This window comes from Mucilaginibacter sp. (assembly GCF_028287845.1).
Lineage (GTDB): Bacteria > Bacteroidota > Bacteroidia > Sphingobacteriales > Sphingobacteriaceae > Mucilaginibacter.
Window position 1 is genome coordinate 1 of sequence record NZ_JAQBOW010000082.1, and the last position, 24670, is coordinate 24670.

Here is a 24670-nt window from a genome sequence, read left to right on the forward strand (position 1 = left end):
TTGGCTTGAAAGCCATGAACGGCCTGCAAGAACTAAATAAGGATAAAGATACCGCGTCAAACGCGCAGATTATGTTTTTGGTGTTACACGCGTCGGGCTTAACGCTTTTACCCATAGCTATTATAGCGCAGCGGGCCATCTATCATTCTAAAGACCCTACCGATATTTTTATCCCTTGTATTATAGCAACTTATGTTGCAACGCTTGCCGGTTTAATAGTGGTAAGTATTAAACAAAAAATAAACCTGTTTGATAAGGTTATATTAACCTGGCTGGGTGGTATAACCGCTTTTATAGGGTTGGTAATTTGGTATTTCACGGTCTGGTTAACAAAAGCCCAAATAAGCGAAGTTTCAAAAGTATTTAGCAATTTAACTTTATTTGGTTTGCCTGTACTGTTTATTTTAGGCGGCGTAAGAAAGAAAATAAATGTATTTGAAACTTTTATTGAAGGTGCAAAAGAGAGCTTTGACATAGCTATAAAAATAATACCCTACCTGGTAGCTTTATTGGCAGCTGTAAGTATATTTAGAATTAGCGGGGCGGTAACCTATTTGGGCGATGGCTTTAAATGGATATTCGGCCACTTTAACATAGATACCCGCTTCACTGATGTTTTGCCTATTGCTTTTTTGCGTCCGTTAAGCGGATCTGGCGCGCGTGCTATGATGCTTGATAACTTAAAAACATTTGGTGCAGATAGTTTTACCGGGCACTTATCCAGTGTTTTATATGGCACGGCCGATACTACGTTTTATATTGTGGCACTATACTTTGGTGCCGTTGGTATTAAAAAAACACGCTATGCCATACCCGCCATGTTGATAGCCGATTTTTTTGGAATAATTACCGCTATTTTAATCTCTTATCTTTTCTTTGGCTAGTTCTTTTTATATAAAAAAAGCAGGCTGGAATCACTTCCGGCCTGCTTAATCACTCTAAAACAATCACCTCTTAACTTTAGAAGTATTTTTGATAATTGATATATGTATATATAAATATTAATTATTGACCTGGTAAATACTTTAGTCAAAGGTATTAATAAGTTATTTGCAAAATTAAATAGTATAATTTTTTTACTGCTGGGTGACAGTAAGTTATTAGCTAATACATCAAGCCTTTTATAAAAATATCAAGCAATAGCAGGCGTTTGGTATGTATCTCTTCCAGGTGCTCTTTTTGCGGAAATATTACCTTTTTATGTGATACCGCGCTTACCCTTACACCATGCAATGCGTCTAATAACAGGTCTACAATCTCACCCGGGTTATCAACCGGTTTGATATTACCCTTATCAGCTTCAATTTGAATAGCGGCGCTTAAAAGCACCATTTCTGTTTGATGTATCTCGGTTATAATATCCCAAATGGTATCCGGCAGATTTTGCTCGTTCACCCTGAAAAAATCAAAAAAATTGTAATTCTTTACAACAAAGTCATGTTGGGTATCTATTTGAACTATGAAGGCCTCTTTCAGGTTTTCAAACTTATTAAGTTTATTTTGCAGTTTCTGTATATATTCGGCCGCCAGTTTACGCATTACTGCAATATATAATTGACTCTTATCTGGGAAATAATAATACAATAGTGCTTTTGAAAGTGATAGGTCGCCGGCTATTTCATTCATGGTAGTTTTTGAATACCCATAATGTAAAAACCGTTGATAGGCTGCTTCTAAAATCTTCTCTCTTTTTATATCTTGCTGGTCGCTTCCTGAGCTCATTTGTAAATTAATTACTGCAAAACTGACTATTTAAACAAAATTATCAAAAATTCTACATTATTAACTCAATATGTGGGCTATAAGTGTTTAAACTCCCAAAATTGATATAGAAATTACAATGAGGTTACAGAGTATCCATGTCAAACAATTGTGAGAACTATTACTTGAACGGTAGCGAAAAAATATTGAAGGCCAGTATGTAGATAGACCTGGAGTATAATACAACCTCCGTTCCTACGCATACTCTTATAAATTGTAAAAGTCAGATAATTCGTTAACGAATTATCTGACTTTTACAGAAATGGCAAAATAGCTTGTAATGTTAATAAACTGCTTCTACCTGTCTAACTGCAGGCTTAACTTTTTTTCTGAAACGTTCTTTAAGCCTGTACCGGATCAAATACATACAAGGCACCAATATTAAAGTAATGATTGTTGCAAAGCCTAAGCCAAATATCATTGTCCAGGCTAAAGGGCCCCAGAAAGCCACGTTATCACCGCCAAAATGTATGTGCGGCGCAAAGTGAGTGAATAATCCCACAAAGTCAATATTAAAGCCTACTGCCAATGGTATAAGCCCCAATATGGCTGATGTAGCTGTTAACAATACCGGTGTCATACGGGTATGTCCGGCCTCAACAACTGCATCATGAACGCTGGCTCCCTGATCCATAAGCATATCTGTAAATTCAACCAGTAAGATACCGTTACGTACCACTACACCCGCGAGGGCAATTATACCCACTCCGGTCATTACAATTGATATTGTCATTTTAAATATGCTCACACCTAAAAGCACACCTATAATACTGAACAATATTTCACTTAAAATGATAAGCGTTTTACCGGTGGAGTTAAACTGTATCATCAGAATAATCAGGATCAATCCAAATGATGTAGCCAACGCGCCTAACAAAAAGTTCATAGCCTCCGCCTGATCTTCTTGTCCACCACCCATTTTTATGGAAATACTGGTGGGTTTCTTAAAGTTATTTATCGCTTTTAAAATGTTAGCGTTAACCTCGTTTATATTATTTGGCTTTATAACGTTCGAACCTAATGTTAATACACGCCTTTGTTGCTTGTGCTTAATGTTGCTATAAGTTGTAGTGTATCTAACATCTGTAAATGCAGATATCGGAACCTGACGTATAGCGCCGCCTGTAGCAAGATCACGATAAGTAATCTTTAAGTTCTTTAAAGCGTCCAGATTGCCGCGCTGGCTTTCAAGGGCGCGAACTTTTATCTGGTAGTCGTCCTCGCGTGTATTCCTAAAATCGCCTGCTTTAGCTCCGAACACCGCGGTACCTAAAGCCTGGGTTATCTGGCCGGTACTTATACCTTCGCGGTTGGCACGTTCGCGGTCAACGTCAAATACAATTTCAGGTTTATCTGTCTGCACATCAGCTATTAAGCCTTCAATACCGGCAATATTTTGTTTAGCAAGGTAGCTTTTTAAATTATTTGCAGTTTTTACTAATGTATCTATGTTATCGCCGGCAATTTCAATACTGATGTCTTTTTGTACCGGTGGACCGCCGTTTTCCTGAGCCACGGCTATTTTTGCACCCGGTATTATTCCCTCAACAGCTTTACGCACATTTGCCAATACTGCCTTGGTATCTTTGCCATGACGTTTGCCAAATTCTACAAACGCAACCGTTATCTTACTCTTGTTTTCGTAATCGCCCTGATCTTCATCGCTTGGGTCGGCCACGCTGGCTGTAACGTTTGATATGATAGACGAAACAATATCTTTATCGGGCTCAACCGCTTCTGCAACACGTTTCTCTAACTTTTTGGTAACTTCATTAGTATAAGCCTGATCTGTACCGATAGGCATAGTTATGTAAACAAATGCAAAGTTAGGATCTCCTGCCGGGAAAAACTCCACCTTGGGTGACCGGGCTACCAGAAAAAATATAGTGAATATAAACAGCATAACGGTGCCGCCTAATACCCATACCGGCCTTTTAACAGCACGTTCAAGCCATCTGGCATACCAATCCTTAAATCGCGGCCATAAATTGTTTTGAAAACTGTCTATCGTCCTTAATAAAACAAAATGGTTTAAAAGATACAACGCTATAACCAGCACCATAAAGTTACCAAAGCCAAAGTTTATCAAATAACCAACTACAGTAGCTATAACCAGGTATACCAATGAACGCCGTACTTTTTTATCAAATTTTGGATTGTCGTGTTCGCCCTCAACGTGCGGTTTCATAAAATCAACAGCGAATACCGGATTAAACAAGTATGCAACAACCAATGATGCTAATAATGTTATAATAAGCGTAATAGGCAAGAAAAACATAAAGTGTCCTATCAGACTGTTCCAGAAAGCCAACGGAATAAATGGTGCAAGCGTGGTCATAGTACCTGAAAATACAGGTAAAAACACTTCACCGGCGGCCATTTTAGCCGCTTGTTTTATAGGAATGGCTCCGTTGTTAAATATCCGGTGCGTGTTTTCTATCACCACAATCGCATCGTCAACCACAATACCCAAAGCAAGCAGGAATGAGAACAACACGATCATATTTAACGTAAAACCAATGGCCGGCATTACTAAAAATGCAATAAAACACGACAGCGGTACAGATAGCGCCACAAATATGGCGTTGGTGCTGCCCATAAAAAACATCAGGATGATGGTAACCAATATAAACCCAATAATAATAGTATTAATAAGGTCATTTAACGTAGTACGTGTTTTATCAGACTGATCACCCGTTACGGTTATCTTAAGGCCCTTAGGGAAAACTGTTTTCAGTTTCTGCGAAATAAGACTATTTATTTTATCAGAAGCCTGGATAAGGTTTTCGCCGGTACGCTTACTCACGTTAAGCGTAATTACATTTTTAAAATCTTTGCTATCATTTGCTTTTAAACGCGCATAGCTTTCCTGCTCTAAAAATGAATCTTTTATATCGGCAATATCACGCAGGTATATGGGTTGCCCCTTAGGGTTTCTTACTACCATTTCGGCTACTTCGGCAGCGCTTTTATAGTCTTTTTTAATATCAATACTACGGCGTATACCATCAGTAGTTACGTTGCCGGCAGATGCTATAATATTTTCATTACCAATTGCTTGCGTAATGTCATTAAAGCTTAACTGTACTGCCGCCATTTTATTCATGTCGACATTTATTTGTATTTCGGGTGTTAGCGCTCCAACCTCTTCAACCCGCGATATTTCTTTATAACTTTCAATATCGTCTTTTAAGTTATCAGCATATTCTTTTAACTTCTTCAAGTCGTAATCGCCAGAAATATTTACGTATAGAATAGGAATATCGGCTACGTTGATATCAGATATAATAGATTCTTTTAAGTTAGCATCATTTTGCGGAAGATCCTGCTTAGCTTTATCCACAGCTTCCTTTACATCAATCTTGGCATCTCTAATTTTAACGTCGGCATTAAACTCGGCAGTTATAACTGATATGTTTTGTTTGGAATTTGAGGTTACCTTTTTTAAACCTTTAAGTGATTTTAATTGCTTTTCTAATTGCCTGGTTACTAACAACTCAATATTTTGCGGCGATTGGCCAATATATGGCGTACTCACAAAAACTTTTGATTGTGCTATATCTGGAAAATTTTCCTTGGGCAAATTATTGTAGCTGATAAGACCCAGTACGGTAATTAAAAATATAAGTACGTATATGGCAGTCTTATTATCAATGGCCCAGCTTGATGGCCCAAATTCTTTGTTAAGATCTTTCATTATAGATCAAATTATTTATGTGTGATTAATTAGCAGACTGTAATACAGTTACTTTGTCGCCGTCATTCAAATCGCTGGCACCGGCAGTTATTAGCTGGTCTCCATTAGCTAAGCCGGATATTATTTCGGCCTGGCTTCCATAGCTTATACCAACTTTAACATTTTTGCGCTTAGCTACACCGTTATTATTAACATATACATAATCACCCTGCTCTGATTTTTGAACCGAGTTTAGCGGAATAACAATAGCTTTACTATTATTATAATCAGCAATTTTAATAATCGCTGTCATGTTAGGGCGCAGGGTTTTGCGGGCAGGTAAAGCTATTTCTATAGCAAAACTACGTGATGTTGGGTCGATAGCTTTAGCAGCAAAAGTTAACTTAGCTGTTAATGAATCATTACCATCAGGCACAACAATTTTTACATTGTCGCCCTGGTTTACACGGCTTGCGTATGACTCAGGAACATCAGCTTTAACTTTCAAAATATCAGCATTAACAATACGTATGCCTGTAACACCCGGCTGCGCAACCTGGCCAAGTTTAAGGTCCATTTGGTCAATAGTGCCGCTTATAGGCGAAGTGATACGATAAAGATCTGCTTGTTGACGTAAAGCATCAACTTGCTTTTGGGCGCTTTGCATTTGTGTTTGTGCCTGTAAAAACTGTACTTCGGTACCAATTTTTTGATCCCAAAGGTTTTTCTGGCGCTGAAATAATGTCTTAGCCAAAGTTGCCTGCGTTTCTGCCTGTATAATATTTTCTTTAAGCACACTGTTATCCAATTGCACTAAAACTTGCCCGCGACCTACATGCTGGCCGGGTGCAACAAAAATACTGGTAATTACACCCGGCGATTGCGGGTAGGCCATTACGTTGTCTTTAGCATCAATTTTACCTTGTATATCAACATAGTGGGTAAATTTGGTTTCTGTAATTTTCAGTATGCCTATATCAGCACTTTTTGATGAATCCTGAGGAGCACTACCAACCTGTAAAGATGCTATTTTTGAATTGATCTCTGCCTGCTGCTTTTTAAGATCGGCTAATTCTGTTGCTTTATCCACTGGCTTTTGCGAACATGCTGCCATTAAAAGCAAGACTGGTATGTATATTAATTTTTTCATTTTTATAGTATAAGGTGATTTAGTTTTAGTTAATACGTGCATATGCTTTGTCCAGGTCCACTTTGCTTATTAATGCATTGTATAATGCCTGTATGTATTGATTATCTGAATTTTCTAATTCGGTTTGTGCCTGTGTAACTTCTATACTTGAGCCTACCCCCTGCGCGTATTTAATTTTTGATACCCGCAATACTTCCTGCGCTAACTCACGACTACGTTTTTGGTTATTTAACGATTGCAGGCTGTTAAAGAAAGTAATCCGCGCAGCACTGGCTTGTAATTTAAAGCCATTACTTGCATTGTACAGATCGTTCTGAGCTTTTTGTACATTTACTTGCGATTGTTTTAATTGATTACTGCGCTGCCCCCCACTAAATATTGGAATATTTACATTTAAACCAACAAAGCTGTTAGGATACATATTATTATATAAATACCTGAATTGGTTTTCCTGGAAAACTTCGCCATAGCCGGCATTTAAACTTACAGTAGGTAAAAATGTAGCCTTTTTACTTTTAACATCTAATTGATTTAATGTAACATTGGTTTCCAGCAATTTGTATTCGATACGGTTATGATAAAAAGCAGTATCAAGCGTAGCTGATACCACCTGGTCAAATTTAATATCTGCCAGCTTATCGGTTAATGTTATCTCCTCTTCTATCGCCATACCCATCTGGAACTTTAACATCTGGTAATTTAATATTAAAGCGCGTGCAACATTTTCTCTGTTAGTAACCAAATTATTGTACTGAACAGATAAACGGTCAACATCTATCTTCTCAACAAAGCCCTGTTTGTTTTGTTGGGTAGTTTGATCTAATTGTTGTTTTAACTGGGCTATATTCGCGTCCAGTAATTTTATTTCCTCATCGCTAACCAATACCTGGTAGTAAGCTTTAGTTACGTTAACATTTGTTTCAATTTTCGACCGTACCAGGCTGCGTTGAGAAAGCTCCCTGAATGTTTTTACTGCCTGTAAACCAACTATAAAGGTACCACTAAACAATAACTGACTGGCTTGCAAAGAATAGGTATTATTATACTTTACAGCACCAAACGGGAATTTCACCAATGGTGCATTCAAGTCAATTGGCGTAGCAAAAATGTTAGGCCCTACTGTTGCCGGTGGTTTCAAAAAATCCTGGAAAGAAATACTTCCATTTACCTGTGGCAGGCCAGAGCCTATCGTTTCCTTAACCTTATATTCTGCGCTTTTAACATCAAGAGCGGCATTTTTTACCGAATCTTGATGCTCATAAGCATATTTTATACAATCGGCCAGGCTAAAATCACGCGGCGTTTTTGGTAGCGGTACCTGTTGTGCATAGCTGCTTAACGCTATGGTACAAATTAAGGTCGCTGTTAAAAAAATACATTTCATTGGTATATTATTATTGTGTGTTTGGTTGTTTATTAATTTATTTTCTTTTCAAAATAACAAGTCAGGTATGACAGCCCTATGTCAACAGAAAAGCTATTCATCATTAATATTTTTAAATTGATTTAATAGCTTATATCCCTTCAGGGTACAAATACCAAAATTAAAATGCTCTAATAACTGGTACTGCACTTTCCATATACTAAACTCGTTATGTGGAAATACAGATGTATTAAAGCCCATTTCTACCTGGCTTACACGCATACGTGCTATGATTTTAACATCAATGTCGGGCCTTATGTATCCCTGTTTAATACCTTTTGTTAAAAGTTCTTCTAAAGTGCGTATCAAAACATCAGCCTTAAAATGCTGGAACTGCTTCCATGCCTCAGGGTGATATTTTTGCAGATCATGTATAACTATAGGGTTGATCCTTGAAAATATCTCTTCAGAGCATTTCATCATATTGATCATTTCCTCAATCACATTGTTTGATTTGCCAATGATATCGCACATCTGGTTTTCATCATCCCGCAGCTTTTTCTTTACTAAAGCTATCACTAACTCATTCTTATCCTTAAAGAACTGGTAGATGGTTTTTTTTGACATGCCTAAGTGCCTGGCAATATCATCCATCGTAACGCTTTTTATCCCTGCTGTTAAAAACAGTTCTTCGCCGCCTTGTATTATTCTATCTGTTTGAACCATTGACTTAATTAGTCAAAACTATGGAAACATTTTTAGATTTCAAAGTTTCCAAAACAAAAATGTTTTCCACATCTGTTAACCACAGATCAATGGGTATTCGCACATTTAAATAATGCTGAATTTATTACCTTTGCACAAAAATCACCAACCATGACACTTACACCACTTTCTGCAATATCTCCTATTGATGGCCGCTACCGAAAAACCTCCGCCGAATTGGGCGAATATTTTTCAGAGTATGCATTAATAAAATATCGGGTGTTTGTAGAAATTGAATATTTCATCGCTTTATACCAACATCCGCTGCCACAACTACAGGGTTTTGATAAAAATCTGTTAGAAAAGTTACGGGATATTTACAGAAATTTTACTGAGGCCGATGCGCAAAGCATAAAAGACATTGAGAAAGTAACCAATCATGACGTTAAAGCAGTAGAGTATTTTATCAAACAAAAGTTTGATTTGCTCAACCTGCAAGCCTATAAAGAGTTTATACACTTTGGGTTAACATCGCAGGATATAAACAATACGGCGGTACCTTACACCTTTAAACTGGCATTGAACGAGGTTTACTACCCGGCAATTGACGAGTTGGTTAACTTATTAAAAAAATACGCTGCCGATTGGGATAAAATACCAATGCTTGCCCACACACACGGTCAGGCGGCATCACCTACCCGTTTGGGGAAAGAGATACAGGTATTTATTGAACGGTTAGAAAATCAACTGAACTTACTAAAACAAGTACCTTCATCGGCCAAATTTGGCGGGGCTACGGGCAATTTTAACGCGCATAATATAGCTTACCCGCAAATAGACTGGAAAGTGTTTGGTAATAGCTTTGTAAATGATACGCTTGGACTTAACCGCTCGCAGTTTACAACACAAATTGAGCATTACGATAACTTTGCCGCGCAATGCGATGCTTTAAAAAGAATAAACAATATCCTGATAGATTTGGACCGCGATATGTGGGCCTATATATCGATGAACTACTTTAAGCAGCAAATTAAGGCAGGCGAAGTAGGTTCGTCCGCCATGCCGCATAAGGTTAACCCAATAGATTTTGAAAATTCTGAAGGTAATTTGGGTATAGCTAACGCTTTATTTGAGCATTTGGCTGCTAAATTGCCTATCTCAAGGTTACAACGCGACTTAACAGACTCGACCGTATTGCGCAACATTGGTGTGCCGGTGGCACATACACTTATAGCCATAAAATCAACAGTAAAAGGATTAGGAAAATTATTGCTAAATGAAGCAGTGATCAGCTCTCACTTAGAAGCTAACTGGGCCGTGGTTGCAGAGGCCATACAAACCATTTTAAGGCGCGAGGGCTATCCAAACCCATACGAAGCTTTGAAAGAGCTTACCCGTACCAATACACAGGTTAACGCACAGACTATTGCAGAGTTTGTTGATACTTTGCAGGTTGGGGACAGCGTTAAAGAAGAGATTAAGAAAATAACGCCGGGTAATTATACGGGGATATAAAGATTGGGTATTGAAGATTAAAGATTGGTAATTGCAATATCTCCTAATCTTTAATCTCTAATTAACTAATCTTTGTAAACCAACGTCACACACAGGTCATAACTAAATTAGCATGATACTTTAATCAAAAAGCTATTTAACTTTGTTAAGTAAATAAAATATCAAGATGAATATCAACGTATATACAGAGTCTACGCCTAACCCGGCAACAATGAAATTCATTGTGAACAAGTTGCTGATTAACGGCAGTACAGATTTCGCTACTAAAGAAAGTGCAGAAAAATCTCCTTTTGCTAAAGAGCTATATAAATTTTCATTTGTAAACGGCGTTTTCTTCGCCAGCAATTTTGTTACGGTTACCAAAACAGAAGGCACAGACTGGGAAGATATTGAACCAATATTAAAAGAGTTTGTAAAAGGCGCTGTTGAGTCTGAACTAAAAGTACAGATAGAGGAGCAAACCGGCGAGGTTGATTTTGAAGGAACTGACACCGAGATCAAAATTCAACAGATATTAAATGATTACGTTCGTCCGGCTGTTGAACAGGATGGCGGCGCTATCTCCTACCGTTCGTTTACCGAAGGTGTGGTTACTGTTGAGCTGCGCGGTTCATGCAGCGGGTGCCCGTCATCAACCATCACCTTAAAAGCAGGTATTGAGAATTTGCTTAAACGCATGGTTCCTGAAGTTACAGAAGTAGTGTCAGAAGCATTGTAATAAAGATTAGTTATTGAAGATTAGAGATTAGTATTTGCAATATGTTCTACCAATCTTTAATCTTCAATAACTAACTTCAATAACTAATCTTTAAAATACGTTTGGATTGCCTGCAGCAGCTCCTCTGTAAACTTCCCGTTAGTAGCCAACAGCTCACGGGTATCTAACACCTCGTCTCCGCCTTTAAAGTTTACTACGTGGCCTCCGGCTTGTTTTACTATTACAATGCCTGCAGCAGCGTCCCAGGCATTAAGATTGTATTCATAATAAGCATCAAAGCGCCCGGCAGCGGTATAAGCCAAATCAACAGCTGCTGATCCTAATCGGCGCAAACCGTGGCAGTTTTTCATTAGGTAGGTAAACAGATCAATATATTGCGACTGTTTTTCAAAATTATAATACGGGAAACCTGTAGCAATTAAGCTATCGCCAATGGTTGAGGCTTTGCTTACTTTAATTTCTTTGCCGTTTAGGTACGCGGGCGCGCCTTTCCATGCATAAAAACATTCATCCTGGTTAATTTCGTATACCACGCCTAAAACCAGCTCATCATATTCTTTAAGTGCTATACTAACAGAAAATACCGGCAAGCCATGAATAAAATTGGTAGTACCATCAAGCGGGTCAATTATCCAGTTATATCTTTCGGCTGTGTTGTTTTTGGTTTGCTCTTCGGTTATAAAGCCCGCATCGGGTATTATTTTCTCCAATCCGGCTACTATAATTCCTTCGGCAGTTTTATCAACGTACGATACCAGGTCGTTTAGCCCTTTGTATTCTATTTTATCAGCATTAAAGGTTTTTCTTTCCTGGCGGATAAAATCGCCGGCTTGTTTAGAAAGCTCAATTACCTGATTTACTACTTGCTCCAGCTGCATGATGTCTTAATGATAGGCTAAATGAAAAAAACTTATGTACAAAAAAGCTCGCGAAAAACAAACTCAACGCAGCTGCTACCCTTGCCATTGGCGGATACATATGTAATGACCTTATAAAAAAATCTAACAGACTTAAATTTGCAAAAAAACCAATTATAGCTACTGTTACAAATCGTATAAACTGCTTTGCCGGTGATGAAACCGACTCGTTAAATACCATGTACCGGGTTATTAAAAAATTAACCACTACACCCAAAAAGAAGGATATAGCTAAAGAAAGCGTATAGTTATCAAACGTATAGGAAAAAACATTATAAGTTGGCCGCTCCAGGAAATTATGATAGAACATATAGAAGGCAAATATGTCAACCAAAAAACCCGCACCTGCCGAAAACACAAACCTGGCTACCTGATTTTTAAACAGCTTTTGCCTAAATGAATTATTAGCCATGCTGTGCTTTTAATTTTTTTTCGCGATTCAATCCTGATATAATTAAGTACAATCCTCCTATAAACAGACAAAGAGATATCATTTCGGCTTGTGTAAATGGTATGCCAGCGACATGATAACGCGTATTTACGCGTATTAGTTCAATTAAAAAGCGTTCGACACCGTTTAATACCAGGTAAATACCAAACATTACACCCGGTATTTTAATACGGCTACGTATGCTCCATAAAAACAGGAATAACAGCAAGCATATTACACACTCATAAAACGAAGTTGGGAATACCGCTTCTCTTAATTCATTACAATACTTGCCTACACAATTGGCAATTTTATTACCCTCGTCTTCCATGCTCACGTTATGCGGAAATTTAAATGCCCACATCCAGTCAGGGGCCCAACTTAACCAATGTGGTTTTGGTAAATGATTAGGTATTCCCCAATCTCCGTCTCCCGACATCTGGCAGCCAATGCGACCAACAGCGTAAGCTAACATCATACCCGGCCCGCCAATATCCAGCATATTTAATGGCTTTATACCGTGTTTATTTGCAATATAAAGTACCGCGGCTCCTCCACAAATTAAACCGCCATAAAAGGTCAGTCCGCTAAAACCAATAAGCATGCCTACCGGATCGCGCATAAACTCGTCCCAGTTTTCTAAAGCATTAAACAGTTTGGCGCCGGCAAAACCACAAACCGCGGCCCATAACAAGAGATTACCCATTAATTCGTACGGATGAACTTTTATTTTTTGGGTTACCGGCTTATCTAATTTTTGTTTTTTATTTTCGGTATACGCCCAATAGGCAAATACTGCCGCCAAAATAATTCCCCCTACAAAATTGCCGCGGGCAGATAAAACAAATGTCTGTGGATCATCAATAAAAGCATGGTAGTTAAATACCATGTCTAACAATTTATAACCCAATACAAATCCAAAAACACCATTACCTATTAATTCGGGTATTGTAATAGCCGAACCCACAGTTACTGTTTTCTCGAAAGAATGTATATAGCCTAACTTTTCCTTGCGCTTAAATTCTTCACTAAAGGCCCAATAAGCCGCTATAAATGCTAACGCTACAAAAAAACCAAAAGTTTGTATGGGCAGAAGAATATCTAAACCGGTAAGATATTTTATAAGCGAACTAATACTTGGAAACATAGTTAGATAATTTGCAGCGAATATAGAATTAATGTACTAATATTTCCTGGCCCTCGGTTATTTCAACATCACCATCGGGTGATATTTGTGTTAGATAAACTGTTTTTAATTCGTTTACCAATACCGGGTCGTATTTGGTTTTTACTTTTACATAGTTGCGGGTAAAACCATGCATAAAACCTTCTTTAATATCGCCCTCAAACAATACTTCTTCTGTCCGGCCTAATTGGGTATCATAAAATGCGCGGCGTTTTTTGTCAGATAATATGTGCAGCATCTTACTCCTGTCGGCCCGTGTTGAACCAGGCACAACACCGCTCATTTCGGCAGCTAAAGTATTTTCACGTTCAGAATAAGTGAATACATGCAGATATGCTATATTCAGCTCGTTTAAAAAATTATAAGTATCTATAAAATCTTCTCTTGTTTCGTCGGGGAAGCCCACAATTACATCAACACCAATACAGCAATTGGGCATTAACTGCTTTATCTTAGCTACCCTGTCTACATACAACTCGCGTTTATACCGGCGGCGCATCAGGCTTAGTATTTTGTTTGAGCCCGATTGCAACGGAATATGGAAATGCGGTACAAAACGTTTTGATGCAGCTACAAATTCAATGATCTCATCTGTTAATAAATTGGGTTCGATGGATGATATACGTATACGGTCAATACCTTCTACTTCATCCAATGCTTTTACCAGGTCAAAGAATTTAGTTTCTCGCTTGCCATTGATGATACCGAAATCGCCCAGGTTAACCCCGGTTAGCACTATCTCTTTTACGCCTGATGCCGCTATTTGTTTAGCTTGCTCAATTACATTTCCAATAGTATCGCTCCTGCTGGCGCCTCGCGCTAATGGTATGGTACAGAATGAGCAGGAATAATCGCAACCATCCTGAACCTTTAAAAAGGTACGGGTACGATCGCCAAATGAATGTGCAGGAATAAACTCATTAGCCGCTGTTACCGGCTGATTATATATTAATGTTTTAGGATTTTTAGTAAGATCGGTAATATGATCTATGATCTGAAACTTCTCTGCAGCGCCTAAAACCATATCAACACCCGGGATTTCGGCAATCTCTTTTGGTTTTAGCTGTGCATAACAGCCTACAATGGTTATGTAAGCATTGGGTGATACTTTAAGCGCTTCGTTTACAACCTTCCTGCACTTTTTATCTGCATGGTCGGTTACCGAGCAGGTATTGATAACATATACATCGGGCGTATTAGTAAAATCAACGGTATCAAAACCCGCGTTACTGAAAAGACGGCCTAGTGTTGATGTTTCAGAATAGTTGAGTTTGCAACCCAGTGTATAAAAAGCGACTTTCTTGTTCATTATTTGCCGCAAATATACGAATTATGGTATAATGAGTGAATATCGGTCGGCTCACATTTTTATTGCCCCTAATAATATTTTTTCGTCACCACTGGTACGTCCTGGCACCCAATAAACATCACCTTTTAGCTCTTTAGGAACTTTATAAACAATATTAGTGGTTTTTGAAACAAGCGGGTTAATTTGATCTAACACTAAACCCCATCCATCTAACAAAATAGTTTCAGATTTATCAAAGTCATAATCCTTACCATTGTAATTAACAGTTAATTTACCATCAATAAGCATCCTGCTTTCCGTGTCAATATTTTTAAATGTTGCATTAAAGACAATATATTGAGAACCATCTTCTCTTTTGAGATCGGCAAATTCGTTACCAGTATTTACCCAATCCGAAACCTCTACCTTATTTACTCTAATCTCAAACATGTCAGATTTCAAAGTTTGACCTACTTGAATAACATTTGACGAGGATGATGGCACCTCGTTTGACGTAGATGCATTAGTTGTGCTACTATTTCCACTACTATTATTAGTTGCATCATTTTTACTTAACTTACCAATTATAAATAGAATGAATAAAACTATTAGCAGAATTTGCCACCATTTCCATTTCTTTTTAGGCTGAGGTTTTGCCCACTCTGGTATGGGTTGTTTATTATTTTCCATCTATGTTAAGGTTTAGTTTATGGGTTTATTGTCAGCAAGTTAAATAAAGTTTTTCAATTTCAAATGCCTATAAACAATTATTCGCCCCAACGATAACTATCATTGTCCAATCCTATCAAATCTATTACCCTATTTACAACTGTTAAGGCAACTTCTTCAACTGTTTGCGGTTTGTTGTAGAACGATGGTACTGCCGGGCAAATAATCCCACCAGCCTCGGTTACTGTTGCCATATTACGTATATGGATGAGATTTAAAGGAGTATCGCGGGCCACCAATATCAGTTTACGACGCTCTTTTAATATCACGTCGGCTGCGCGGCTTACCAGGTCGTCAGATATGCCGCCGGCAATTCTACCCAAAGTACCCATAGAGCATGGTATAATTACCATGGTATCAAACTTTGCCGAGCCAGATGCAAAGGGCGCCATGAAATCGTTTTTAGCATAAAATTTATAAGGATAATTGGCATAATCTTCATTATCCAATTCAAATCGCCATACCTGCTTTGCATTATCAGACATAATTAGCGCAACCTCGGCTATTTGGCTGTTTAGCTGCTGTAATTTATTCAATAATAACCTGGCATATATTGCTCCGCTGGCGCCGGTAATAGCAACTACAATTTTTTTCTTCATGGGTCCGCTCTAAATCTCCTCCGGTAGGGAGACTTTTATAATTATTAAATCAATTAAAAACAGTTTAAGTTTCTTTCAAAGATAAGTCTAAATAACAAATGAAGTGTCGTTGGTTTGTATAATGAAAATTTCCAAGTCTTCCCTCCGGGGCAGATTATTCACAATTCTTTATTTTTTCAAAGTGTTCATGAAAGCTCCGCCGTTTAGAGGGAGGGCAGGCTACAAAAAAAGGGTCGAATAACTAGTACCCGACCCTACATCTACCTATGAAAAACATGCCCTTTTAGAGGGCATTACAAATATAATAACACTTTTTTAATTATTAAACAATTTATTAAATTAATTTAATGAAATTTGACGTAATTCTTATCTATCAATGTTTGTATAATACCATCAACCATGCCTACGCTGGGCACATGCATGCTCTTAATGCCGGCCCATTTCATTACAGATAAATATATTTCGCAGGCCGGTATAATAACATCTGCCCTATCCTGGTTTAGGCCCAAAACATTAATACGGTCTTTTAGCGAAAATGAATCAAGATAACCGTAAAGCGATTTTAGCTTATTAAAGGTTAACGGTGAGTTATCTTTTTCTTCGGATAATTTATAAAGCTTATTAATATTTCCACCGGTACCAATGCCTGATATATTTTTAAAATGCCTGGTATGTTCCCGTATAAACTCTCTCATGGAGTTCCATGATTCCTCTGTATCCTGGTTATCAAGTATGCGGATGGTACCAATGTTAAAAGATTTAGACGCCACTAAATCGCCTGATGAAAACAACGAAAGCTCTGTACTGCCACCACCTACATCAATATATAAATAGTTCTTTGTTCTGTCTATATTTTGCTCTGCATGACTGGCGTAAATGATCCGCGCTTCCGCTTGTCCCAGAACAATTTCCAAATCGATATTCGCCTGTTCCTTTATTTGCTTTACAATATGATCACCATTTTTAGCTTCGCGCATGGCAGATGTGGCGCAAGCCATATAATCTCCCACCTTGTATACATCCATCAGGTTACGGAAAGCATACATGGTTTTTACCAAATCAGTTGCTTTTTTATCAGAAATATGCTGATTTATAAATGCGTCATCACCCAAACGTAATGGTACCCGGATCAACGTATTTTTTTTAAATGAAACAGACCCGTCGTTTTCAATTATATCAGCAATAAGCAATCTTACCGCGTTCGAACCTATATCTATTGCTGCGTATCTCAATTTATTTTGTTTTTATTTTTCAGATAATTATAAATGTCTATTTGTGCCCTCACTGGTACCTCAGTGTTTGTTTTATGGTGTTTGTTGGTATTGTGACTATTAATTTCGCGCGCTTTGGTATTATCATTAAGCTGAATATCAATTATGTCTCTTATCTCTTTCTTGATTTTTTTATCATAAATAGGGAAACCCACCTCAACGCGGGTATCAATGTTCCTGGTCATAAAATCGGCAGATGTTAAGTACATCAGTTCATCTCCGCCATTACAATAAATGTGTACACGGGCATGCTCCAGGTATTTGTCTACAATGCTTACTATCTCAATGTTTTCGCTGTAACCTTTTATACCGGGCACCAGACAGCACATGCCTCTTATTATCATTTTAATTTTCACACCAGCGTTACTGGCCTGATATAGTTTAGTAATTAACTGCTCATCAGCCAGGCTATTCATTTTCAGGATCATATAGGCAGGCTTTTTGGCCCTGGCATGCCTGATCTCGGTATCTATCAATTTATAAATTGCCGGCCGCGAATCAATTGGCGACACAATAAGGCTCTTTAACCCTTTAGGTAATATGCTTTTATTTAAAGCTTTAAAAACATTTACCAAATCATTGGTTATTTTTTTATTAGAGGTGAGCAGGGTATGGTCGGCATATATCCTCGCTGTTTTCTCATTATAATTTCCGGTAGATAAGCAAGCGTAGTAAGCCAGTTTATCCTTTTCTGTGCGGCTTACCAAACATATTTTAGCGTGTACCTTATATCCCTCAATACCATACAATACATTTACGCCCTCTTCTTCCAGTCTGCGGCTCCAGGTAATATTGTTTTGTTCATCAAAACGCGCCCGCAGTTCAATTAAACAATTTACTTTCTTGCCATTCTTTGCCGCATTTATCAAAGCATGCATTATACGCGAATTTTCTGCAAGGCGATACACCGCAATACTTATCTCTTTAACCTTTGGGTCAATAGCGGCCTCACGTAAAAAATGGATCACATAATCATACGTTTGATAAGGGGTATTGATGAGATAATCCTGCTTAGCTATCATAGCCATTAAGCTTTTATCAAAAGTCAGGCTATCAACCGGTAATACTGCATATCTTACATACTCCAACTCGGGTCTGCCTACGTTAGGGAAAGCAATAAAATTTTTAAAGTTATGGTAACGGTTGCCCGGGATAAGGCTTTCGCCATGCAGGCCCAATTTGCTTACCAAATACTTTAACATATCCAGCGGCATTTCAGAGTCGTATAGCAAACGCATGGGTTTGCCCCTACGCCGTTTTTGTAAGCTTTTAGATAGTGAATCAATAAACTTCTCGCTTACTTCCTTATCCAGGTCCAGTTCTGCATCGCGGGTAAGCTGTATGGAATAGGCGTCAATACTATCATGTTCAAATATGAAAAATATATCTTCCAAACTGTATCGTATAATATCATCTAATAAAATGATAAATTTCAGGTTATTAGTTTCGGGCAATACAATAAACCTGGAAAGATTATCCGGTATTTCAATTAAAGCGTAAGTTGTTTTTTTATCCTTAGTGAGCTTTACAAAAAAGTATATGGAACGGTCGCGCAGCTCGGGCAATACATTTGTATTATCCAGCATGATGGGCACCAGCGTTGCCAATAGTTTTTCGCGGAAATAGCTTTTCACGAATGTACCCCTGGCTACATTTAACTGTTTATCATTAAGCAGGAATATCTTTTCTTCGGCAAGCTGTTTAACAATGATATTTTCGTATAGGTTGTTAAACTTCCGTTCTTGTTTTACAACAACGTTTTTTATCTGGTTTAATAGCTTTTTAGGATTATAACCCAAAATTTCCTTAGCCTTTTCATTCAAATTGGTAAGGCGGCTTAATGTTGCCACCCTAACGCGGTAAAACTCATCGAGGTTTGATGAAAAAATAGCAAGAAACCTTATCCTTTCAATTAAGGGTACAGTTGGATCGGCTGCTTCTTGTAAAACGCGTTCGTTAAAATATAACCAGCTAATTTCTCTGTTAATTAAAGGTATGCGTTTAATATCCATATAAATTGAGTGCTTTGCAGCACTGTATGCAAATCTGCTTATTTATTTGTTAAGTTAATATTAAGTGATTGGTATATTATGCTTTTGTTTTTAACAATAATAGTTACTATTTGATTTTATGGCTTTATATATACTATCATTACATTAATTTTGTAAACATCAATTTTAAACCAATTACCCATGCCAACATTTGATATAGTAAGCAAAATAGACGGCCAAACGCTGGATAACGCTATCAACATAGCTAAAAAAGAAATTTTGAACCGCTATGATTTTAACGATTCAAAAAGCACTATAGAGCTTGATAAAAAAACCAACGTAATAACGGTAGTTACCGAAAACGATATGCGTATTAAAGCCATACAAGATGCAATTATAAGCCGCATGGTAAAGCAGCAGCTTGACCCAAAAGCAATGGATTTTGGTAAAGAAATAGCCGCATCGGGCAACATGATACGTAAAGAAATAAAAATAAAGCAAGGGCTTGACCAGGATACCGCCAAAAAAATTGTTAAGAAAATTAAAGATAGCGGCCTAAAGGTACAAGCCAGTATTATGGATGACCAGGTACGCGTACAGGCTAAAAAAATAGACGACCTGCAAGAAGTTATTGCGCTTTGCCGCAAAGAAAACTTCGACCAGCCGTTGCAGTATATTAATATGAGGGATTAAGTTGTTTAAAGCTCTTTCCGTTGGAAAGGGATGGGTGAGGCCAAAACGAAAAAGACCGCCCCAAAATGGAACGGCCTTTTTCAAACTAAACCAACATTACTATTATGAAAACTCTCTTTTCGGTATTCCGCGGGTCCGGTCCCCTTTCACTTATAAAGCCTCCCACAAACCGGACCTTTGGATTTCCCGATATAACTTATTTTACAGCTATTTCTCTTGATTGAAATTTAGCCTCTTCTTTTTTAGCGATGGTCAATTTCAAAATTCCGGCTGTATAATCAGCTTCTATTTTTGAATGATCTGCGCTTTCAGGTAAGGTAAATGACCTTGAAAATGAATTAAAGCTGTATTCGCGTTTGGTAAATTTCTTGTTCTCATCAACGGTTTCAGTTTTCTTTTCGGCCGAAACGCTTAATACATTTTTATCCAAATTGATTTTAAAATCTTCTTTGCTCAAGCCCGGTACGGCTAATTCAACTTCAAATTGATTATCGCTTTCTGCAATGTTTACCGCAGGTGTACGGGTTGCTAATTTTTCGTTTAAAAACGAATCGTTTAATAGCGAATACACATCATTAAAAAATGGATTCACTAAACTGTTTTTTTGATCCTTGCCAAATTTTACTAAAGTCATTTTTATATCCTCCTAAGTTTTTGTTTTTATTATCTTCGCCAAGAGTTGTTCAACTGTTGTACCAATAGCTTTTTTGATGCTATTTAGTAGACAATTTGTCGTTTAACTATATTTTTACCAGACATAATGGCGCACAATGGCTGAAAAACTATCAGATTACAAATACAAAACCCATATCCCTATCCGCTTCTCGGATATAGACGCCGTGGGGCACGTTAACAACGCTATTTATTTAACCTATTTTGAAATTGCCCGCTTTAATTATTGGAAAGAAGCCATCGACTGGAATTTCAGTGAGAACGGTATCATCGTGGGCCGGTCGGAGGTAAATTATCTGAAGCCCATAACCCTGCATGACCAAATTGCGTGCTACGTACGTGTGGTGCGCATTGGTAACAGCAGTTTTGATGTAATGCATGTACTGGTTAAGATAACCCCACATGGTGAGGAGATTTGCACTACCGGCAAAACAGTTTGTATCTGTTATGATTATTCGGCCAATAAATCTGTAAAAATACCCACCAACGAACGCAAGCGGATGATTGAGTATGACGAGCCAAGGCTGATATTAAATACTAATTAAAGTCTTATATCAACAAACATTTTCGCAGTAGTTTCCCGTGGTGTATGCTGCCGGGATAGTAACGATTATTACCTAAAAAAGGTGATATTAGTGTTTCACAAATTAATGAAACACATGAAACACTCTTTTAGGTTAACATATTGATATACAGAAATTTGACAAAATGAGTGAAACACTTTGAAACAGTACAAATACTTTAGGTAAAGTAGAATAAATAACTTATAATAAGTACTTTATGCTATTTTTACGTTTTTTTGCAAAAATGGGGTGAAACACCTGATGTGAAATACTTTTATTCAAAATTTTGCGACCCCGCCGGGACAATGCTATCGATGTAAATTTGAGAAATCATTGGAATACTAATATTAAAATATTAGCATTGTATTATGGATATTCATGCGTATTTCTCTAGACATCCTTTATTAAAACAGCATATATCTTATTATTATTTTTTTAAAACTGATGATCCTCAGTTTAGTGTCAACTATTATTCTTTCCCAAATTTAACTACGCCATTAAATATTCATAAAAATATTGATACTAAAATCAGCAGTTATACTACCAGCATATTTGAAAGTAAAACAGAAAATAGTGTTTTGCTGGTACAGGGAATGAGAAAATATCCCCTATTGGTTAACTTAAATGGAAAGCTTGATAAGATAACTATTCACTTTAAACCATTGGGATTGAATCATTTTATTAAGAAGCCATTCATAGAAATAGCGCAGCATGATTCCCAACTATTTACAGAATGGAACAACGAGCCGGGTTATAAAAATTTTATTAGTGCGTTTTATGCCACCAATGAACTGGAAAACAGGGTAAATATATTAGAAGAGTTTTTACTATCGGTTTATACACCTTTGGATATTGATCCTATTTATGAAAAAGCGGTATCTATGCTTACTGATTTTACGAAAGAAACAAGTATTGAACAAATTGCAAAAGAGCTAAAAACATCCACCAGAACACTAGATCGTTTCTTTAATAAGCATATTGGAATATCGCCGGTCGGCTTTAAAAAGATAGCTCGTTTCAGGCACTCGCTCGATAATAAATTACTTGATCAACACAATAAAACACTTACAGATATAAGTTATGAAAGTAATTTTTATGACCAGGCTTATTTTATAAATGTATACAAACAAATTGCCGGCTCAAACCCAAGCACGTTTTTCAAAACCATTAGTAAATTAGCAGATGACCGTTTGGTGTTTCAATTTTTAGATACCATGTCTGAAAAATACAATTCTCTGTAATTAAACATTTGTTCCTTTACAAATAACTAACGCCGTAGCATCATGTTATATCAACCTAAGAAAAACAAATGAAAAAAATAATAAACTGCTTGGTTTTAATAATTTCGGTTTTAGCTACATTAAATACGCAGGCCCAGGAGTTAATGAAATACCAGGAGCCCAAAGAATACACATTACCCCCAAAACTTATTCCCACTCCCAGAAAATATTGGGTAAGCCTGCCTAAAGATTATGATCAAACAACAGTCAGTTACCCCATAATTTTTTTATTTGATGGCGATGAGACTTTTTTAAGAAATTCGATATTAGCCACTACCGATTATTTAACAAATTTTTTAGAAATGCCGCCTTGTATAATTGTAGGTGTGATACAAAGAAACAGGGTATTGGATTTTGGACCTCTCTATGCTGTAAAAAACAACCCAAGTAGCGGCAAGGTGAATGGGGATAAGTTTTTCGACTTTTTAAAACAAGAACTCCTGCCTGAGCTAACTAAAAATTTCAGAACGCAAAATTTTAAAATAGGTATAGGGCATTCATTAGGAGGGCTTTTCCTTACACACAGTTTTACTAAAGATCCTGAATTTTTTAACGGCATAATTGCTATTAGTCCCGCTTTGGAGTTACAGCGTGATAGTATATTGTTTGCCGACCTAAAAAGCACATTACGATCTAACATACATAATAAAACGTTTTTTTGCTGGGGATCAGGTACAGAGGGCATTAACGAAGTAGCTTTTAAGCCTGGATCAGTAGCCTTAGGTAAGTTATTTGCTCAAAACCCTAACCCGCGTTTTACTTATAACTATGTAGATCTTCCGGGTAAAAACCACAATACTACACCGTTATTTACAATTCCGGAAGCACTTGCATTTATCTTTAAAGATTGGAATATGAATGTATGGTTCAAAGATATTTTTGCCGGAAAAATAGATCCTGATCTAGCGATGGCTAGCAGGCAAAAGTTAATTAAAGATAGTTACGGCTTTGATATAGATCCTGTTGAGGTACAAATACAAGATGCTATAGGCAATGAATATATGACTTTAAAAAAGTATGATAAAGCACAGCTGCATTTTGAAAAAGCCATACAAGTTAGCCCAAACCAACATGACCTGTATTCAGATCTTGGACTTGCTATGGAAAAATTAAAAAATTATAAAGATGCATTGGCCAATTTAAAAACCGGATTTAGTAAATTAGACAAAACCGACAAGGATTATCCCGATCGTTCAGAATTATATCAGAAAGATATAAAACGGATAGAAGCGCTTTTTACTCCTTAAAAATCAATCACTTAAAAAGATAAAGGATTTATAATCCACGTAAAGTGCATCGGAGATTGAAATTTTAGACCCTTTTCAGACTTTCGAAATTTAAAAATTCGAAAGTCTTTACTTCGATGTCAAAACTATCTTACTTCACCCCTATCTCAAACACTGTATTTACCTGGAAGCTTAATTTTATTTTCTTGAAATTAATGTCCGATTCGGAGGGAATACTAACCTCATTAAGCGACATAGCTTTATACATAACCTGTCGTGGTTGCGGGTAATTACTGTTATCATTTTCAGTAATATTTAGTACGTTGCCCAGCTTTTCGCCCAGGCCATTGAGCAAATAGGTTGCTTTGGCTTTGGCCGCTAACAACGCTTTTAGTTTAAGCTCGTTTTTTAGCTGATCTATTTTTGAGTAGTTGTAGCTGTCAATATTGGTACTTTGTATGCCTTTAGGGTCAACCTTGCTTAGTATCTGGTTAAACTTATTCAGGTCATGAAATTTAATGCCATATTGTTTTGAAGCCAAAAAATCGGGGTTCTTTTTCTTTTGGTAAGTATTATTATAGGCCGACATATTATTTACCGTAAAATCTTCTTTAGCAATACCGGCATCGCGCACAGCTGCTTCCAACTGATTTTCTAACTCATCTATAGTAATTTTTGTTTTCCCGTTAATGTATTCCTGCAGAGAAATAGAAACATTAATAATATCAGGGGTAACTTCCTGTTCGGCAATGCCGGTAACTTCAATTTTGCGGCGCAGATCTACGCTTTGAGCGAAGGTGTTGTAACCAACAATAATAAGTGCGGTAAGTATAAGTAGCTTTTTCATGTATATATTTTTGTAGATATAGAACAAAGAAACCTATTAAAGTTTAATCAATTGTAATTATTATAATATACCAGGACTATAAATTGTATA

Annotated in this window: 22 protein-coding genes; 7 read left to right on the forward strand and 15 right to left on the reverse strand. The window is 37.2% G+C overall.

Going from position 1 to position 24670, the window contains the following annotated elements; genetic code table 11:
* The coding region (locus tag JWP71_RS07765; protein WP_299498346.1) for a nucleoside recognition domain-containing protein at positions 1-884 on the forward strand (884 nt) is incomplete at its 5' end.
* 220 nt (positions 885-1104) lie between these two features.
* Here the strand turns inward: JWP71_RS07765 and JWP71_RS07770 are convergent.
* From JWP71_RS07770 to JWP71_RS07790, 5 genes are all read right to left on the reverse strand, one after another.
* The gene (locus JWP71_RS07770; protein ID WP_299498347.1) at positions 1105-1722 is read right to left on the reverse strand and encodes a TetR/AcrR family transcriptional regulator; all 618 of its coding nucleotides are present in this window, start codon (positions 1720-1722) and stop codon (positions 1105-1107) included.
* A gap of 322 nt (positions 1723-2044) precedes the next feature.
* Positions 2045-5458 (reverse strand): efflux RND transporter permease subunit, encoded by a 3414-nt coding sequence (locus tag JWP71_RS07775; RefSeq protein ID WP_299498348.1) that lies wholly within the window; start codon positions 5456-5458, stop codon positions 2045-2047.
* A gap of 25 nt (positions 5459-5483) precedes the next feature.
* On the reverse strand, positions 5484-6587 hold the full coding sequence (locus JWP71_RS07780; RefSeq protein WP_299498349.1) for an efflux RND transporter periplasmic adaptor subunit: 1104 nt from the start codon (positions 6585-6587) through the stop codon (positions 5484-5486).
* A gap of 25 nt (positions 6588-6612) precedes the next feature.
* A complete protein-coding gene (locus JWP71_RS07785; protein ID WP_299498350.1) occupies positions 6613-7971 on the reverse strand; it encodes a TolC family protein in 1359 nt (452 codons plus the stop codon).
* Positions 7972-8064: 93 nt separating this feature from the next.
* Positions 8065-8676 (reverse strand): TetR/AcrR family transcriptional regulator, encoded by a 612-nt coding sequence (locus tag JWP71_RS07790; RefSeq protein ID WP_299498351.1) that lies wholly within the window; start codon positions 8674-8676, stop codon positions 8065-8067.
* Between the two features lie 150 nt (positions 8677-8826).
* Between JWP71_RS07790 and purB the strand changes: the two genes are divergently transcribed.
* Both purB and JWP71_RS07800 read left to right on the forward strand, forming a co-directional pair.
* Positions 8827-10170 (forward strand): adenylosuccinate lyase, encoded by a 1344-nt coding sequence (purB, locus tag JWP71_RS07795; protein ID WP_299498352.1) that lies wholly within the window; start codon positions 8827-8829, stop codon positions 10168-10170.
* A gap of 166 nt (positions 10171-10336) precedes the next feature.
* Positions 10337-10888: a NifU family protein gene (locus tag JWP71_RS07800; RefSeq protein ID WP_299498353.1), complete on the forward strand. Its 552-nt coding sequence runs from the start codon at positions 10337-10339 to the stop codon at positions 10886-10888.
* An 83-nt stretch (positions 10889-10971) separates the two neighbouring features.
* Here JWP71_RS07800 and JWP71_RS07805 read toward each other — a convergent pair whose 3' ends face one another.
* The 8 genes from JWP71_RS07805 to ppk1 all read right to left on the reverse strand — a co-directional run bounded on the left by JWP71_RS07805 (position 10972) and on the right by ppk1 (position 19320).
* Positions 10972-11766 (reverse strand): inositol monophosphatase family protein, encoded by a 795-nt coding sequence (locus tag JWP71_RS07805; protein WP_299498354.1) that lies wholly within the window; start codon positions 11764-11766, stop codon positions 10972-10974.
* Positions 11732-12217 (reverse strand): GtrA family protein, encoded by a 486-nt coding sequence (locus JWP71_RS07810; RefSeq protein ID WP_299498355.1) that lies wholly within the window; start codon positions 12215-12217, stop codon positions 11732-11734. Before JWP71_RS07810 ends, JWP71_RS07805 begins: the two co-directional genes overlap by 35 nt.
* Complete coding sequence (locus JWP71_RS07815; protein WP_299498356.1) at positions 12210-13382, reverse strand: prolipoprotein diacylglyceryl transferase family protein; 1173 nt, start codon at positions 13380-13382, stop codon at positions 12210-12212. The genes JWP71_RS07810 and JWP71_RS07815 overlap by 8 nt, the downstream gene beginning before the upstream one ends.
* A gap of 28 nt (positions 13383-13410) precedes the next feature.
* A complete protein-coding gene (gene mtaB / locus JWP71_RS07820) occupies positions 13411-14730 on the reverse strand; it encodes a tRNA (N(6)-L-threonylcarbamoyladenosine(37)-C(2))-methylthiotransferase MtaB (RefSeq protein WP_299498357.1) in 1320 nt (439 codons plus the stop codon).
* 51 nt (positions 14731-14781) lie between these two features.
* Positions 14782-15399, reverse strand: coding sequence for a DUF4352 domain-containing protein (locus JWP71_RS07825; protein ID WP_299498358.1), 618 nt, complete (start codon positions 15397-15399; stop codon positions 14782-14784).
* Between the two features lie 77 nt (positions 15400-15476).
* Positions 15477-16037 carry a UbiX family flavin prenyltransferase gene (locus JWP71_RS07830; protein WP_299498359.1) on the reverse strand — a complete coding sequence of 187 codons (561 nt, stop codon included), beginning with the start codon at positions 16035-16037 and terminating at the stop codon, positions 15477-15479.
* A 344-nt stretch (positions 16038-16381) separates the two neighbouring features.
* On the reverse strand, positions 16382-17269 hold the full coding sequence (locus JWP71_RS07835; protein ID WP_299498360.1) for an exopolyphosphatase: 888 nt from the start codon (positions 17267-17269) through the stop codon (positions 16382-16384).
* Entirely contained in the window at positions 17266-19320 is a 2055-nt protein-coding gene (ppk1, locus tag JWP71_RS07840; RefSeq protein ID WP_299498361.1) for a polyphosphate kinase 1, read from the reverse strand. Before ppk1 ends, JWP71_RS07835 begins: the two co-directional genes overlap by 4 nt.
* A gap of 180 nt (positions 19321-19500) precedes the next feature.
* On the opposite strand from ppk1, the gene JWP71_RS07845 reads away from it, so the two are divergent.
* A complete protein-coding gene (locus tag JWP71_RS07845) occupies positions 19501-19992 on the forward strand; it encodes a YajQ family cyclic di-GMP-binding protein (protein WP_299498362.1) in 492 nt (163 codons plus the stop codon).
* A 196-nt stretch (positions 19993-20188) separates the two neighbouring features.
* On the opposite strand, the gene JWP71_RS07850 is transcribed toward JWP71_RS07845, so the two are convergent.
* A complete protein-coding gene (locus tag JWP71_RS07850) occupies positions 20189-20626 on the reverse strand; it encodes an Hsp20/alpha crystallin family protein (RefSeq protein ID WP_299498363.1) in 438 nt (145 codons plus the stop codon).
* 136 nt (positions 20627-20762) lie between these two features.
* On the opposite strand from JWP71_RS07850, the gene JWP71_RS07855 reads away from it, so the two are divergent.
* From JWP71_RS07855 to JWP71_RS07865, 3 genes are all read left to right on the forward strand, one after another.
* On the forward strand, positions 20763-21209 hold the full coding sequence (locus tag JWP71_RS07855; RefSeq protein WP_299498364.1) for an acyl-CoA thioesterase: 447 nt from the start codon (positions 20763-20765) through the stop codon (positions 21207-21209).
* 386 nt (positions 21210-21595) lie between these two features.
* Positions 21596-22468 (forward strand): helix-turn-helix domain-containing protein, encoded by an 873-nt coding sequence (locus JWP71_RS07860; protein ID WP_299498366.1) that lies wholly within the window; start codon positions 21596-21598, stop codon positions 22466-22468.
* A gap of 68 nt (positions 22469-22536) precedes the next feature.
* Positions 22537-23754, forward strand: coding sequence for an alpha/beta hydrolase-fold protein (locus tag JWP71_RS07865; protein WP_299498368.1), 1218 nt, complete (start codon positions 22537-22539; stop codon positions 23752-23754).
* Positions 23755-23884: 130 nt separating this feature from the next.
* Here JWP71_RS07865 and JWP71_RS07870 read toward each other — a convergent pair whose 3' ends face one another.
* Positions 23885-24580 (reverse strand): SIMPL domain-containing protein, encoded by a 696-nt coding sequence (locus JWP71_RS07870; RefSeq protein WP_299498369.1) that lies wholly within the window; start codon positions 24578-24580, stop codon positions 23885-23887.
* Between the last annotated feature and the right edge of the window lie 90 nt (positions 24581-24670).